The following is a 15,977-nucleotide window of genomic DNA, read 5'->3' on the forward strand; positions in this document are numbered from 1 at the left end:
ATTATTTCTAGATCCTCTTATTCCTCCGTTAGATCTTGATCCGTTTGAATTACCTATAGTATTTTCTGAATTCCCTTGTATTGTCCCTATATTATTTCTAGATACTCTTATTTCTCCGTTAGATCTTGATCCGTTTGAATTACTTATCGTATTATTCCTTGAACCAGAAACTATACCTGAATTATTTCTTGAAATAGCCAAATCGTTGCCTCTACTTCCAGAAATAATCGTATTTCTATTATTTTGTCTTTGTATACCTTGAATTTGCCTTGAACGGGATGTTCCATAAGACCTAGATATGTATGAACTTCCTCTATAACTATTTAAATAAGCCGATCTTGAACCATAACTAGGATAGTATCTTGAACAACACCATCCATTATTCCAATAATGATGATGAGGTCTCCAATACCCCGGATAGTATCCCCAAGATGGCCCCCAGTAAGAAGGGTAATCCCAGCCAGACCAACCCCAGCCAATTGATACACCCCAGTTCCATCCATAATAAGGTCTCCAATAACTTCTCCACCCCCAATACGGATCGACCCAATAATTAGAATAATAAGGACCGTAACCTCCATAATAATAATTATTTACTATAGTAACATCATCGTCTCCCCAATTGTCTTTACTGTAATTGTAAGTATAAGACCGATCTATTTGCTCACTATAATGATTGGTGCTATTTGTACTAATATCTTCAGAAGAATCATTATCATCATACAATAAGTCACTTGCATTAGAAGTAGGATCTATATATTTCTTTCCTATGCGTACTTCAGTAGAATTTTGGCTCTCAACGGATGATTTTGAATCGTCATCGTATACATAATCGTAAGACGCTTGTTGCTTTTTTTTCTTTTTATTTTTGTGAGTTTTATGAGAATAATATACGCTATCCTCACCGGCATATGAAGTTTGACCTACGTAACATGACGTTAAAAAAACTGACACTATTAATAGAGCACATACTTTCATGAAAACTCGTCCTAAATTACAACTGATATTCTTCATGATATTTTTTTAGTAGTTTATATATTTATTATACTTTTGTTCTTAAATCATTTTGATTCACAAAAGTCATACCAATTTAAGAAAAAACAAAGGTCACAATTGTAAGGTGACTAAATAATTTAAGTATGATAACAGCAAATTAAATATAAGTTTAAAACATTAGAAAAGCAATATGGCAACACTTACATCAAGAGAAGATGATTACAGTAAATGGTATAACGAACTGGTAATTAAGGCAGACATGGCTGAAAATTCGGGGGTTAGAGGATGTATGGTTATTAAACCGTATGGTTATGCTATATGGGAAAAAATGCAACATCATTTAGATCAAATGTTTAAAGATACAGGACATGAAAATGCGTATTTTCCTTTATTTATCCCTAAATCTTACTTATCTAAAGAATCAGATCATGTAGAAGGATTTGCCAAAGAATGTGCTGTGGTTACTCATTACAGATTAAAAAATGCTCCTGACGGTCATGGGGTGGTAGTAGACCCGGAAGCTAAATTAGAAGAGGAATTGATTGTAAGACCCACTTCTGAAACAATTATATGGAATACTTATAAAAATTGGATTAAATCTCATCGTGATTTGCCTATTCTTATTAATCAATGGGCCAATGTGGTTCGTTGGGAAATGAGAACCCGACTATTTTTAAGAACTGCAGAGTTTTTATGGCAAGAAGGTCATACGGCTCATGTATCTAAAGAAGAAGCTATAGAGGAAGCAGAAAAAATGTTGAAAGTTTATACCGAATTTGTAGAAAATTTTATGGCAATACCTGTAATACAAGGAGTAAAATCTCCGGCCGAAAGGTTTGCCGGTGCGGAAGAAACCTATTGCATTGAGGCAATGATGCAAGACGGTAAAGCACTACAAGCGGGAACTTCCCATTTTTTAGGACAGAATTTTGCCAAAGCATTTGATGTAAAATATCAATCTAAAGAGGGGAAACAAGAATATGTATGGGCTACATCTTGGGGGGTATCTACACGTCTTATAGGGGCTCTGATTATGTCCCATTCTGATGATAACGGCTTGGTACTTCCTCCGAAAATCGCTCCAATTCAAGTAGTTATTGTACCTATACATAAAACCGAAGATCAATTAAATGCTATTGCCGATCTGGCTTACACGCTTAAATCTCAACTTAAACAAATGAATATCAGTCTTAAATTTGATGACAGAACTGAATACAAGCCGGGATGGAAATTTAACGAATATGAATTAAAAGGGGTACCTATACGGATAACCATAGGCCCGAAAGACCTTGAGAACAGACAAGTTGAAATTGCTCGTAGAGATACTTTGGAGAAACATTTGCATTCTGTGGACGGATTGGCTGAATATATCCAAAGCTTACTACAAGATATTCAACAAAATATTTTTAATAAAGCAAAAGAACGTAGAGACTCATTAATAACTGAAGTAAATACGTACGATGAATTTAAAAAAGTTTTAGATGAGAAAGGAGGATTTGTTTCTGCACATTGGGACGGTTCTTTGGAAGTGGAAGAAAAAATTAAAGCCGAAACTAAAGCAACTATTAGATGCATCCCTCTAGATGCTAAAGAAGAAAATGGTGTATGTATTTACTCCGGAAAACCTTCCCAAAGAAGAGTTTTATTTGCTCGAGCTTATTAATGCTTATTTAGCTGTTGTAATTTCGCATTTTCGAAAAAATTTTAAATGAGATTTTTATTAATTAAATAAACATAGAATAATGAATTGCCTTAATTGTATTAAGGCAATTTTTTTAAGAATAATTGACTAAAAAATATTACATAAAACACAATAAATTTTGAATTCATTTTTATATACACTCGGAATTTACCTTTTAGGTATAGGCATGAAAATTGCTTCTTTTTTCCATCCTAAAGCTAAACTTTGGATACGAGGAAGAAAAGGAGTCTTCCAGAAAATAGAAAGAGAAATTTCTCACAATGACCTTGTTATTTGGATGCATGTGTCTTCTTTGGGTGAATATGAACAGGGACTTCCCCTACTTATTGCTTTAAGAAAAAAATTTCCTGAATATAAGTTAGCGGTTAGCTTTTTTTCCCCTTCCGGGTATGAAGTAGTTAAAAATAAATGCTTTGCAGATTTTTTGTTTTATTTATCTTTGGATACACCTTCTCAAGCAAAAAAATTAATTGAACTTTTACACCCTTCTTACACAATTTTTGTAAAATATGATTTCTGGTATAATGTATTACAAGCTCTTATTAGTAAAAACATACCGACTATATTTATATCCAGTGTATTCCGTCCAGATCAAGTATATTTTAAGCCTAGAGGAAAATGGTTTGTTTCAATATTAAAAAAAGTTACGCATTTTTTTGTTCAGGACAATAACTCAAAGACATTATTAAATTCTATTGACATTCAGCAGGTAACCATATCAGGAGATACGCGTTTTGACAGAGTTAAAATGCTTCTTAAACAAAACAATTATTTAGATTGGCTTTCTATTTTTAAAGAAAATAGTACTTTAATAGTTGCCGGAAGTACGTGGAAAGAAGATGATGAACTTTTAAAAAACTTTATTAATTCAACTTTCTTCACTAATTGCAAAATACTTATCGCGCCTCATAATATGAATGTTGATTACTTTCAAAGATTAAGAGCTGAATTTATACCAAAGACGCTGTTATTTTCGGAAATCAAAGATAAAAATCCAGCGGATTATCAAATCTTAATTTTGGATACCGTTGGAATACTAACAAAAGTTTACTCATATGCAGATATTTCTTATGTAGGCGGTGGTTTTGGAAAGGAGGGGGTTCATAATGTATTGGAACCTGCTATTTTTGCTTCTCCCGTTATTTACGGTCCTATTTATGATAAATTTATTGAGGCGGTTGAATTGCTTCAATATGGTGGAGCAGTAATTATACATAATCAAAATAAGTTTAATGAAATTTTGGTTGAACTGCTGGCCAATAAAGAAAAAAGAATAATTATTGGTGAGAAGGCAAAGGAATATGTTATAAGCAAGCCTGATTCTGTACAACTTATTCTTGATTATTTTGACAAGATTCAATAATTCTATAAAGCCAATTATGGATATATAGTTTTTTAAATAGATAAATTTAGAGCAAATATAAACCTCTGCTCTTACGTAGTTTGATATTTAATTTATAATGTAAAAAATCTAACTATTATAAAGATAATAACTTGAGGCTATAAAAATTCCAGCCGTTTCTGTTCGTAAGCGATTTTCACCCAAACTTACTCCGATAGAGCCCATTGAATAAAGTTCTTCTACTTCCTTTTTAGAAAAATCACCTTCGGGACCTACTAAAAGAGTTATTTCTTTTTCTTTCTCTAAGACTTCTTTTAGTGAAATTTTATTATATTCTTTGTAACAATGTGTTAGGTATAATTTTGCTTGAGAAGATTGTATAAAATTTTTAATAGAAGTTAGTGGAAATACTTCAGGAAAAATTGTTCTTAGGGATTGTTTACATGCGGTTTCTACCTGCTTTTTAATTTTATCAATATTTAAAATTTTCCTTTCTGAATTAGCACACAATAAAGGAGTAATTTTGGAAATTCCTAGTTCTACGGCTTTTTCTATAAAAAATTCAAATCTGTCTAAATTTTTAGTGGGAGCTATGGCAATATGCAATCCATTATGAAATGAAAGAGAGGTGGAATATGTTTTTATAATTTCTACCTTAACTCTTTTTCCCAATATTCGTAAGTTTCCCTTTAAAAGCGCCCCCCTTCCATCTGTAACATAAATTTCATCTCCCTCTCTCATTCTTAGCACTTTAATAATATGGTGTTCTTCCTCTTCCCGAAGTTGTACTTCGTTTTGATTTATTTCTCCGATAAATAATCTCATGCAATGTGGCTTTTATAAAACAAAGTTATCTATTTATAATTGAAATTAAAGTCTTGTGTGGATTGATCGAAAATTTTTAATGTATTTTTAACGGATAAAGGAAAACTTATTTTATGGATTATTAATACTATTGATTAAATCTATAACTCAACTGATAGTATTAAAAAGAGAGACATAGTATGCCTCTCCTTCTTCTCTATTAGAGATTAAATAAATTTTAACTTTCTATGTTGTTATAAAAGGCCTAGGTCAAATTTAGCTTCTTCACTCATCATATCTTTATCCCAGGTAGGCTCAAAAGTAATTTTTACCTTTACTTCTTTCACCTCATCTATAGCACTTATTTTTTCTTCTACTTCCATAGGAAGTGTTTCAGCTACCGGACAATTGGGAGTTGTTAAAGTCATCAATATTTCTACATCTCCTTCGGTGCTTATTTGTATATCATAGATCAGACCTAATTCATAAACATCAACCGGAATTTCTGGATCGTAAACGGTTTTTAATTTCTCAACGATCTTTTCAGATAACGATTGAATTTGTTCTTCTTTTAATGACATGTTAACAAAATTCTGCGTAGGCTTGTTTTAAATTTTCAGCAATCAATTCCGGCGAATGACCTTCGATATGATGTCTTTCTAGGAAATGAACCAATTCTCCATCTTTAAACAAAGCTATAGAAGGTGATGACGGGGGGAACGGAGCCAAATGTTCTCTAGCTGTTTTTACAGCCTCCACATCAAATCCTGCAAATGCTGTTGTTAAATGATCGGGTTTTTTCCCCTCTCCCTCTACTGATAATAATACTCCAGGACGTGCTCCTCCTGCCGCGCATCCACAAACCGAATTAATAATCAATAGAGTGGTTCCTGGTTGTTTTAATGCATCTAATACTTTTTCTGATGTATTTAAATCTTCAAAACCTTTATTTGTTAATTGCGCTTTCATTGGCGCTACCATTTCCTCTGGATACATATATTCTGTTTACTATTTATTTTTATGCAAAAATAATTAATGTTTATGATTATTACAAATGCCCTATCTTTGGCAGAGGAATTCTTAAAATTTTACTTATATCAAAACTGTCATTAATGTTTATGCTGTTTATTAGCATTAATGCGGAATATGTTTATATGAATCAAAAATATTCAAAAGAAGAACATTTAAAGGGTTACAAACTTATTAAGCATTTGTTTGAAAAAGGAAATTGGTATAATAAATATCCTTTAAGAATCATTTCTTGTGATTCTCCTGAATCCATACGATTACATAAAGTAGGTGTGTCAGTATCTAAAAAATGTTTTAAGCATGCTGTGGACAGGAATAGAATTAAGAGGCTGTTACGTGAATGCTATCGGTTGAACAAATTAGAATTATATAATACTTTTCCTACCCCACATTTATTCATGATAATCTTTTATGGCAAAGAAATCCCTACCTATAAAATTTTAAGTAAAAGCTATTTGCGTTTACTTGAAAAAATAAAATCTTCTTAATTATTTATTTGGATTGTACTAATTTCTTTAAACCTTTCACTATAAATATTAGCAGTATACCGAATATTGCTAATATAGAGCAATAGAAATATTTATCATTAGGATCAGTTGTTAATTCATAACTATAATTAATTTGCGTTGCATTAAAAACGATTATCAGTATAAAAGCAATAAGAGTTATATTTAAAAAATATTTCATCTTTAAATTTTTACAAATATACTAAATATGTTTTTTGTTTTTTATTGAGATACTTTTTCCAATAATGATGTTATATTTGCGGTAAATAGTTTAATGGAAATCGCTAGTAAAATTATCCCAAAAACTTTTTTCATTACTGAAATAACACCTTTTCCCAAGATCTGCTCTAGTTTTCCGGCATATTTTAAAACTAAGTAAACTACAACCATATTAAGGAGAATAGCAACAATGATATTTTCTGTATGATATTCTGCCTTTAACGCCAAGACGGCAGTTAATGCTCCGGCACCAGCAATTAAAGGAAATGCTAAAGGTACTATAGAAGCGGACTGTGGTTCATCGATCTTATTTATTTCAATACCAAGAATCATTTCTAAGGCTATCACAAAGAGAACCATTGCCCCGGCAACAGCAAAAGAATATACGTCTATTCCTATAAGCTTAAGTAATTTATCTCCTACAAACAAAAAAGAAATCATGATAGTACAAGCTACCAACGTTGTTTTTTTTGCTTGTAAATATCCTACCTTACTTTTTATGCTAACTATAATAGGGACACTACCAAAAATATCAATTATGGCAAATAAAACCATAAAACAACTTGCTATTTCCTGAATAGAAAAATGTACCGGCATATTTAAAATTTTAATTATAAAGAAATTTCTCAATAATCTTTTTTAAAAGTTTTTTAGATTTAAATCAGTATTTATTTTTTTAATTAAGTCTTTAGTTTTTGAATACACTGATAATAAGGATTCCTGCTCGGTTACACTTGAATACCGTTCGATTTGTGACTTTAACAGCAAATTCTTCCATTCTTCAGATAATTCATCCCCTAACTTATCTGCTAGCTCTTCTTCTAAATCAACTGAAGTCACATAACTTTCCTTTTCATTACGTAAACGTTGTTGGGCTACTTCTATTAATATCCTTTCTAATAGAATATAAAATTCTTTTTTATCTGTTCCTTCTTGTGCTAAGTGATTCAATTCCGATAATTCGGATTTGTAATCGTTGGGAACTGAATTAATATAAGGTTTTCTACTAAATGTAAATTTATTTTCTTTAGTTAAAGTAGGATTTAGTATTTTTTTAGATTCTTCTTTTTTAGATTTATTTTTCTTTATATATATAAATAAAATAATTGCAAGTCCTATAATAATTACAAAAATTAAAACTAACGGTAAGAGAATTAATACTTTTTCAACACTATTATTTTTCATCTTGAATGCTTCTTCGACCTTCTTTCTAATAGTGAATTTAGGTTCATGATGGATAGCTATTCCTGAGTCTGAATCTTTACTTGAAACATTGTATGAATCTTCATCATTCTTAATTAATGAGTTAGATAACACATTTATTGAAATTGGTTCTACAGATAACTGTTTGTATTTTTGTTCTTTTGGATCGAAATAGCTAATAGTCTCAACATTGACATTATATTTTCCAACTTTTTGAGGAACTAATATCGTGGAAGTATTTAATTTTCCTCTTATCCCATCAGAAGTATTCTCAGATTCCAATTTACTTTTTGGAGTATATTTTTCTATATCCTCTGATACATTTAAGTTTGGGGATTTAAGAAGACTAATATTACCTTTTCCATTAATTTCAACATTTACAGTAACTGCTTCCTCTGTTTGCAATTCTTTTTTATTAGCAGAAGCCTGCATATAAAACTGTCCTACAAGCCCATAAAAGTTTTCCGGAGAATCTTCAGGAAGTTTTTTAACTTGTAAAGAAACTGGAGCTGATTTTATATTTAAATCATGTTCATTAAAAAAACCATCCGGAATCGTTAATGTCAAGATAAATGGATTGATAATAATTGTTCCTGATTGGGTTGGAAACATAATATAAGATCCTATTACTTTCGAAAAATATATATCTCCGTTAATTATTTCTTGCTCAACAACGTTGTTTCTTTCTTTAACGTGTTGCACGAAAACTCCCTGACAATCAGGCATAGTCAGGTTAGTCATACTATTTAATAACTCTATTCTACGGGTATAAAATTTTAAATTTGTTACAATGCCTTCATTTTGGTAAGGACTTTTTTCAGAAACCTTTAATTTTAGAAAAAATTCTCCCATTTTGGAATTGAATGCTGTATCCTCTTCAGGACTATTAGGCTCTCCCGAAACAGTAATTATTAAAGGTTTTGTTTCATATTTTTTATAATTAACCGAAACTTGCGCAGCATCTATCCGAATGCTTCCTTTCTTTACAGCTCTTAATATAACTTCAACGCCATATTCAATAACATTGTTCCCTTCGCTATCATAGCTCTGATTTTGAATTACTTGCCTACCTATTACTTGTGTATTTGAAAATGAAGGTAATTTAATTCTACCAAGATTCTTAATTTCTTCATTTTTTATGGAAAGTAAAAATTGTATACGTACAGGCTCATTAATCCCTACTTGATTTTTTTGTGGTATGGCATGAAAAGATACTTGAGCTTTTGCCCATATCGTTCCTAAAATGATAAGTAAAAAAATTATAAAAAATTTTCTCATCACCAATCTTTATTTGATTGTCCTTTTGAGCGAACAGTCCGTTTGTTTATAATTTTTTGATGTGCTCTTTTTTCTTGTTCTTCCATTGCTTTTAAAATATTTTCATAGTAAGATTTCTGATACACATCTGATTGACTAGATTTATTACTAGTATGAGATTGTTTCTCTTGGTTCTTTATTGATTTATTTCCATTTCGGTCAGCATCCTCATTTTTTTTGGTCTCATTACTTGAAGCATCTGTCTTTCCTTGTTCGTCATTTTTATTATCTGGCTCAGCTTGATTATTTTTATCTTTCTTTAAATCATCCTTTTTATTTCCGTTATTTTGCTCCTGCTCGCTATTATTTTTTTTATTTTGCTCTTCTTGTTTTTGTTGTTTTTCTTCTATTTTTTGTTTTGAGAGGGTATAATTATACCTGGCGTTTTCATCGTTTGGATTTAATTTCAAAGCGCTTTTAAATGATTCAGCAGCTTTTTCATACAATCTTTTTTGAAAATAAGCATCTCCCATATTAAAATAAGCATTAGCTTTTTCAGTATTATCAGTTGCAAATGATAAAGATTTCTCATACTGGAGTAATGCATCATCATATTTTTTCAATTTATACATAGCATTTCCTAAATTGAAATTAGATTTAAACGAACCTTCTCCTTCTTGTATTGATCTTAAATAGTTAGCTGCTGCATCTTGATAAGATTCAGTCGTATAAGCCTTATCTCCTTCCAATAAATATTTTCTTGCAGCTCCTGTTTGAGCTTGAAAAATATTTATTAGTAAGATAAAAATGAGTGCCCAATATTTTTTTTTACTATACACCATAACAAAGATACTAAGATTAAACCATAAAATCTCTCTTATAATTTGTTAAAGAAACAATAAAAATTAGCAAAAGTGCTCCCCCTATAAAATATTGAAAATATTGTTTTGAATCATAATTAATGCTCATGGATTGGTCGGTTCTATCCAGGGTTGACATGGTTTTAAATAGTCGCGTAACAACATCTTTGGTATTACGTCCTCCATAAAAATATTGTCCTCCGGTTCCTTTTGCCAATTGTTTCAATGTGCTATCTTGCAACTTAGTTAAAACTATATCTCCATTTTCATCTTTTTTATATTCTGAATACCTGCTCCCTTCGTAAAATAAAGGTATAGGAGCTCCCTGAGAAGTACCTATTCCTACAGAAAATATGGATATCTTGTTTTTATTTGCTGTATTTATGGCTCTTTTTATTTCTCCTTCATGAGCCTCTCCATCAGATATTAAAAGTATCGCTTTAGATGTGTTTGAAGTATGTGATAACATATAAGAAGCTTCCAAAACTGCATCTGCTATATTAGTTCCTTGAGTGGTAATAAAGTTAGTACCAAGCTCGTTTAAGTAGAGCTCAGCAACGCCATAGTCTTTAGATAAGGGCATGATTGGATATGCATTCCCTGCAAAAGCTACAATTCCTACTCGATCCCCTCCTAATATAGATAAAAAATCGGATATAATTTTTTTTGCTTTTTCCATTCTGGATGGAGCTACATCTTCAGCATTCATTGATTTTGAAACATCAATTACGAAAACCAAATCTATTCCCTCGATTTTAACTTCTTTTTTTTCGGAACCACCAAAAAAATTAGCCAGCCCAAAAACCATCAAAACAAAGGCGCAAATAATGCCGATATTACTTAACGTAAATTTCGAAAAACCAATAGTTCCGAAAATAATTTTCTGTAACTGCGGTTCAGCAAATTGATTTATTTTAGATCGTTTCCATTTAAGCAGAAATAATAGCCTCCATACCAAAAAAGGTATGAATAACAATAAATAAAAATATGATATTTTCTCAAACTGCCAATTCATTATTTCTTTTTAATTTATACTTCTAAATACAAAACCTCTTAAAAATAATTCAATTAATAAAAGTATTAATGCGGGAAAAAGAAACATTCTATACTTTTCTTTATAATTATAATATTTTAAATCATTAATATCAGATTTTTCTAATTTGTTTATTCTATTATATATATTTTGAAGGCTGCCTGCATCGGTGGCTCTAAAGTATTCTCCCCCTGTTTTTTGTGCAATGTGCTTTAATAAATCTTCATCAATCTCTACTTTCTGTTTCTCAAAATAAATCTTTCCCGTAAATTGATCTATTTGAGTAGGGAATAATGCATAGCCATTCGTTCCAATTCCGATCGTATAAACTTTAATTCCTTCATCAGCTGCAATATCGGCAGCAAATGTAGGTTCAACATATCCATCATTATTTACTCCGTCCGTCATTAAAATAACTATTTTACTTTTTGCTTTACTTTTTTTGAGATGATTTACCGCTGTTGCTAAACCAACTCCTATAGCAGTCCCCCCTTCTAATGTCTGAGTTTTTAAATTTTCAATTTGTTGAACTAGAATATTTCTATCTACAGTTAAAGGAACCATGGTTAAGGCCTCCCCGGAATAAGCGATTAAACCAATCCTGTCTATTGGTCTTTCAAAGATAAAATTTTGAGCTACTTTTTTAAGTGCCGTGAGCCGATCCGGATTAAGATCTTTTGCTAGCATACTTAATGATACATCTACCGTCAACATTATATCAATACCTTTATCGCTTTCAAGCACTTGAGACTGTCCGACAACTCTGGGTCTTGCTATGGCAAGAATTAATAAGATCATGATAAATAATCTCAACCAAAATAATATAGGTCTAAAAAAAACCTTATTATTATTTTTAGCTTTAAAAGCATAGAGATTAGGTATTGCTACTGCTTTAGGTGCATTTCTTTTCCTATATTTTAAAAAAATAAATATCGGTATAATTAATAATAAAACTAAAAACCAAGGATATCCAAATTCTATATTATTGTTCATCTTGTGAAGTTTTATTATTGGAGGATTTAATTTTAGTGCTATTTATAAAATTTCTCGCAAAATCTGTGTGTAATTTCGTATCTTCAATAGTAGGCTTGTATTTTGCAAATTTTGCCAAATCAGCAGCATTGAAAATAACCGTAAGATTTTCTATTTCTTGTTGATCTACCCACTTTTCTTTTTTTATGTAATCCAATAAATCGTCAGATAAAAGTTTAGTGGCTGGAAAATCCCAAAGGGATTCCATATAGTCTTTTAAAATAGCTGTCAATTCTGAATAATATTTTTTATTTAATCCTTTTTCCAGATAATTTGATTTTTTGAGCTTTTTCAATCTTTTAAATGCAATTATATCAGGATTTATGATAGGATTAACCAATTTTTTTCTTTGTCTTTTTAACAAATAAAATATAATAAATGCTGCCATAAAAACAAGTAGTATACCCATTATTATTGCCACATAAATCCAATATTCTCGAAGGTAATCCCAACCGTTTTTAGGCTCTTTTATTATGTTTTTTATATCAAATAATGGAGTTTTAATACTGTCTGTAGGCACAGCTTCAACAGTAATTTTATAGGGAGGGGTAAAATATTCTCCGGAGTTTACAAGAACTCGTTGAGGAGGAACCGTGAATACTCCAGATTCGTAAGCTGAGAAAATTATACTGTCACTAAATAAACAAAAGTTTCCTTTCGTTAAAGTATCTTTTTTATTTTCTAAAACTTCAAATTTTGCGCTAAGCGTATCAATTATAGTTGGAAAAATTATAGTATCGTTCTTATGAGCTTTAACTAAAATTTTCAAGACAACAGGCTCTCCATATTTTATATGATCAGCTGAAATATTCGAAATAGGCCCTTGAGCTTGAATAAATAGGGATAATGTAAAAAAATATAATATGAAAATTTTAAACTTCACAATTAATGACGTCCTTTAAAATAATTAAACAATATTTTTATATAATCCGCTTGAGTGGGTACATGCAAAAAACCTGCTCCATTTTTAATAAATGCATTTTCTGTAAGAGTAATCAATTGCTGATAATATTCCGAATATTTATCCCGAACGGTTTTAGAGGATGTATCAACCCACTGCAATTTTCCAGTTTCTAAATCTTCAAGATAAATCATTCCCATGTCAGGAAATACTTTTTCTATACGATCGTATATACGAATTCCTGTCAAATAGTGCTTTCTAGTCAATACTCGTAGATTTCTTTCAAAATAGATAACATCGAAATCCGAAAGTAGAAAAATGGCTGATTTCCTTTTTATAGTTTTTACTATAAAATCAAATACTAGGTTTAAATCTGTTTTTGTACGTTTAGGCTCTGCTTCCAAAATCGTTTTTATTATTCTTACGATATGAGCATTTCCTTTATTAGGAGAGATAAAACAATCAATTTTATCGGAAAATAAAACTAATCCTACTTTATCATTATTTTTAACTGCAGAAAGAGCCAGAGTGGCCCCTATTTCTGCAACCGTTTCTTTTTTTAATTGTTTTTGAGTTCCGAAATTCATGGATGCGCTGATATCAATTAAAATCATTGACACCATTTCTCTTTCTTCCTCAAATATTTTCACAAAAGGCTCATTAAAACGTGCTGTTTTATTCCAGTCAATTTTTCTTACATCATCGCCAAATTGGTACTGACGAACCTCTGAAAATGTCATTCCTACTCCTTTAAAAGAACTAAGATATTCTCCTAAAAACATAGAATCAATCCTTCTTTTAGATTTTAGCTCAATAAGTCTCGCCTTTTTTAGAAGCTCTTCCGTAGTCAATTTCTACTATTTTTGATTTAATTATATAATTATTATTAGATTAGGGTGCTTTAATCGAATTAAGAATTTGATCAATTATATCTTCTGAAGATATATTTTCTGCCTCAGCTTCATAGGTAATTCCTATTCGATGACGAAGTACATCCTTAGCAACGGATTTTACATCTTCAGGAATAACAAATCCCCTTTGATTTAAAAATGCATTAGACTTGGCTGCCAATGCCATACTTATACTGCCTCTCGGGGATGAACCGAATAGTATATAAGGTTTTAAATTTGAAAGATTATACTTTTCAGGATGACGGGTAGCAAAAATGATATTTAAGATATAACTTTCTATCTTTTCATCCATGTATATTTCTTTTATCAAATTCCTAGCTTCTAAGATATTATCTAATGTGACAACCTTTTTAACTTTATATTTTTCACCAAAAATATTTTGTCTTAAAATTGTTCTTTCTTGCTCAAAATCAGGATATGAGATTACACATTTTAACATAAATCTGTCAACTTGAGCTTCAGGTAATGAATAGGTTCCTTCCTGGTCAATAGGATTTTGTGTTGCCAATACTAAAAAAGGTTCTTTTAATTGAAAAGTTTCATCTCCTATGGTAACCTGCTTTTCTTGCATGGCTTCTAACAAAGCAGACTGAACTTTAGCCGGCGATCGGTTTATTTCATCAGCCAATATAAAATTAGCAAAGATAGGTCCTTTTTTTATCGAAAAATCATTAACTTTCATATTATAGATCATCGTTCCCAATACATCAGCCGGCAATAAATCAGGCGTAAATTGAATTCGCGAAAATTCACCATCAAGCGCTTCTGCTAAGGTTTTTATGGCTAATGTTTTTGCCAAACCCGGTACCCCTTCTAATAAAACATGTCCATTACTTAATAAACCTATTAACAATCGATTAATCATATATTTTTGGCCTACAATTACCTGATTGATTTCTTTACTAAGTAAATTAAAAGGCTTGCTTTTTTCTTGTACTTTTTCTATAATACTTTTTATTTCTTCAGAAGTTGTTGTATACTCCATTATTTTATTCGAAATTAACTGATAGCAAAGTTCAATATTTTATTCGAATTGTTTTGCTAATAATTCGTTAAAATTTACATTAAATACCCAAAATTTATATATATATAACAGTATATTTTAAGAATTATATTTTTTCATTATTTACAACACTCAAGATAATGACAATAATAAAGTTAGTAACTTTGCAAAAATAAAATTAGTTTTATGGAACCAACCACTTTAACAAAACCCAAATGGATTCGAGTAAAACTTCCTTCTGGAAAAAATTATAATGAACTTAGACAAATCGTTGATAAATATAAGCTAAATACAATTTGTCAAAGTGGAAGTTGCCCGAATATGGGAGAATGTTGGGGAGAAGGTACGGCTACTTTTATGATACTGGGTAATATCTGTACAAGAAGCTGCGGTTTTTGTGGTGTTAAAACAGGGCGTCCTTCAGAAATTGATTGGGAGGAACCGGAAAAAGTGGCTCGTTCTATCAAATTAATGAAAGTAAAACATGCTGTTTTAACTTCTGTAGATCGTGATGATTTAAAAGATATGGGGTCTATTATATGGTCGGAAACCATTAAGACTGTTCGCCGAATAAGCCCGGGTACGACAATGGAAACATTAATACCTGACTTTCAAGGAATTCATAAACATATAAATAGAATTCTTGAGGCTGCACCTGAGGTAATTTCACATAACATAGAAACAGTGAGACGACTTACTCGTGAAGTACGTATACAAGCAAAATATGACCGAAGCTTGGATGTTCTTCATTATATGAAAGAGCAAGGTCAACGAAGGACTAAGACGGGAATTATGTTGGGATTAGGGGAAAAACCATCGGAGGTTTACGAATCTATTAAAGAGATTCATGATGCTCGTGTAGACGTAATAACTATTGGGCAGTATTTACAACCAAGTAAAAAACACCTTCCAGTAAAGGAATTTATTTCGCTTGATCAGTTTAAAGAATATGAAAGTTTTGCTAGAAGTTTAGGAAATTTCAAACATATTGAAAGTAGTCCTTTAGTACGTTCTTCTTATCATGCCGAAAAACATGTGAATTGATTTCACAGTTTACACCGGCTTTACTTTATTTTTTCTTTTATAGATGTAAATTAAATTACCATAAATAGGAAATGGATTTAAAAATTAAATCCATTTCCTAAGTTGCAATTTTTTATTATAATAAAGTCTCTTTGA

The 15,977-nt window shown here is 30.8% G+C and carries 16 protein-coding genes; 4 read left to right on the top strand and 12 right to left on the bottom strand.

The annotated features are described in order from the left end of the window. A partial coding sequence (locus tag M3Z80_RS03140; protein ID WP_293917497.1) for a hypothetical protein occupies positions 1 to 1,014 on the bottom strand: 1,014 nt, incomplete at its 3' end. A gap of 172 nt (positions 1,015 to 1,186) precedes the next feature. On the opposite strand from M3Z80_RS03140, the gene proS reads away from it, so the two are divergent. Then, on the top strand, positions 1,187 to 2,659 hold the full coding sequence (gene proS / locus M3Z80_RS03145; protein ID WP_293917499.1) for a proline--tRNA ligase: 1,473 nt from the start codon (positions 1,187 to 1,189) through the stop codon (positions 2,657 to 2,659). A gap of 157 nt (positions 2,660 to 2,816) precedes the next feature. Next, on the top strand, positions 2,817 to 4,061 hold the full coding sequence (locus M3Z80_RS03150; RefSeq protein ID WP_293917501.1) for a 3-deoxy-D-manno-octulosonic acid transferase: 1,245 nt from the start codon (positions 2,817 to 2,819) through the stop codon (positions 4,059 to 4,061). 108 nt (positions 4,062 to 4,169) lie between these two features. Here the strand turns inward: M3Z80_RS03150 and M3Z80_RS03155 are convergent, their stop codons facing one another. The 3 genes from M3Z80_RS03155 to M3Z80_RS03165 form a co-directional block, all read right to left on the bottom strand. After that, complete coding sequence (locus M3Z80_RS03155; protein WP_293917503.1) at positions 4,170 to 4,865, bottom strand: RsmE family RNA methyltransferase; 696 nt, start codon at positions 4,863 to 4,865, stop codon at positions 4,170 to 4,172. Positions 4,866 to 5,098: 233 nt separating this feature from the next. After that, complete coding sequence (locus M3Z80_RS03160; protein ID WP_293917506.1) at positions 5,099 to 5,425, bottom strand: SUF system Fe-S cluster assembly protein; 327 nt, start codon at positions 5,423 to 5,425, stop codon at positions 5,099 to 5,101. A 1-nt stretch (position 5,426) separates the two neighbouring features. Further along, positions 5,427 to 5,840 carry a BrxA/BrxB family bacilliredoxin gene (locus tag M3Z80_RS03165; protein ID WP_293917507.1) on the bottom strand — a complete coding sequence of 138 codons (414 nt, stop codon included), beginning with the start codon at positions 5,838 to 5,840 and terminating at the stop codon, positions 5,427 to 5,429. Positions 5,841 to 5,962: 122 nt separating this feature from the next. Here M3Z80_RS03165 and rnpA point away from each other — a divergent pair, with 122 nt between their 5' ends. Next, complete coding sequence (gene rnpA / locus M3Z80_RS03170; RefSeq protein ID WP_293917508.1) at positions 5,963 to 6,361, top strand: ribonuclease P protein component; 399 nt, start codon at positions 5,963 to 5,965, stop codon at positions 6,359 to 6,361. Positions 6,362 to 6,601: 240 nt separating this feature from the next. Here rnpA and M3Z80_RS03175 read toward each other — a convergent pair whose 3' ends face one another. The 8 genes from M3Z80_RS03175 to M3Z80_RS03210 are packed head-to-tail and all read right to left on the bottom strand — an operon-like array spanning position 6,602 to position 14,780. After that, complete coding sequence (locus M3Z80_RS03175) at positions 6,602 to 7,195, bottom strand: MarC family protein (RefSeq protein WP_293917509.1); 594 nt, start codon at positions 7,193 to 7,195, stop codon at positions 6,602 to 6,604. Between the two features lie 42 nt (positions 7,196 to 7,237). Next, complete coding sequence (locus tag M3Z80_RS03180; protein ID WP_293917511.1) at positions 7,238 to 9,079, bottom strand: BatD family protein; 1,842 nt, start codon at positions 9,077 to 9,079, stop codon at positions 7,238 to 7,240. Beyond that, the gene (locus tag M3Z80_RS03185) at positions 9,079 to 9,900 is read right to left on the bottom strand and encodes a tetratricopeptide repeat protein (RefSeq protein WP_293917512.1); all 822 of its coding nucleotides are present in this window, start codon (positions 9,898 to 9,900) and stop codon (positions 9,079 to 9,081) included. Before M3Z80_RS03185 ends, M3Z80_RS03180 begins: the two co-directional genes overlap by 1 nt. Positions 9,901 to 9,916: 16 nt before the next feature. Next, positions 9,917 to 10,933 carry a VWA domain-containing protein gene (locus M3Z80_RS03190; RefSeq protein WP_293917514.1) on the bottom strand — a complete coding sequence of 339 codons (1,017 nt, stop codon included), beginning with the start codon at positions 10,931 to 10,933 and terminating at the stop codon, positions 9,917 to 9,919. A 9-nt stretch (positions 10,934 to 10,942) separates the two neighbouring features. Then, entirely contained in the window at positions 10,943 to 11,944 is a 1,002-nt protein-coding gene (locus M3Z80_RS03195; protein ID WP_293917516.1) for a vWA domain-containing protein, read from the bottom strand. Further along, on the bottom strand, positions 11,934 to 12,866 hold the full coding sequence (locus M3Z80_RS03200) for a hypothetical protein (RefSeq protein ID WP_293917518.1): 933 nt from the start codon (positions 12,864 to 12,866) through the stop codon (positions 11,934 to 11,936). The genes M3Z80_RS03195 and M3Z80_RS03200 overlap by 11 nt, the downstream gene beginning before the upstream one ends. A 2-nt stretch (positions 12,867 to 12,868) precedes the next feature. After that, positions 12,869 to 13,735: a DUF58 domain-containing protein gene (locus M3Z80_RS03205; protein ID WP_293917520.1), complete on the bottom strand. Its 867-nt coding sequence runs from the start codon at positions 13,733 to 13,735 to the stop codon at positions 12,869 to 12,871. Between the two features lie 40 nt (positions 13,736 to 13,775). Beyond that, positions 13,776 to 14,780, bottom strand: a complete 1,005-nt coding sequence (locus tag M3Z80_RS03210; RefSeq protein WP_293917522.1) for an AAA family ATPase — start codon at positions 14,778 to 14,780, stop codon at positions 13,776 to 13,778. Positions 14,781 to 14,984: 204 nt separating this feature from the next. Here M3Z80_RS03210 and lipA point away from each other — a divergent pair, with 204 nt between their 5' ends. Next, positions 14,985 to 15,842: a lipoyl synthase gene (gene lipA, locus M3Z80_RS03215; protein WP_293917523.1), complete on the top strand. Its 858-nt coding sequence runs from the start codon at positions 14,985 to 14,987 to the stop codon at positions 15,840 to 15,842. Positions 15,843 to 15,977: the final 135 nt, after the last annotated feature.

The sequence above is a fragment of the Apibacter sp. genome, from assembly GCF_025291155.1.
Classification (GTDB): Bacteria; Bacteroidota; Bacteroidia; order Flavobacteriales; family Weeksellaceae; genus Apibacter.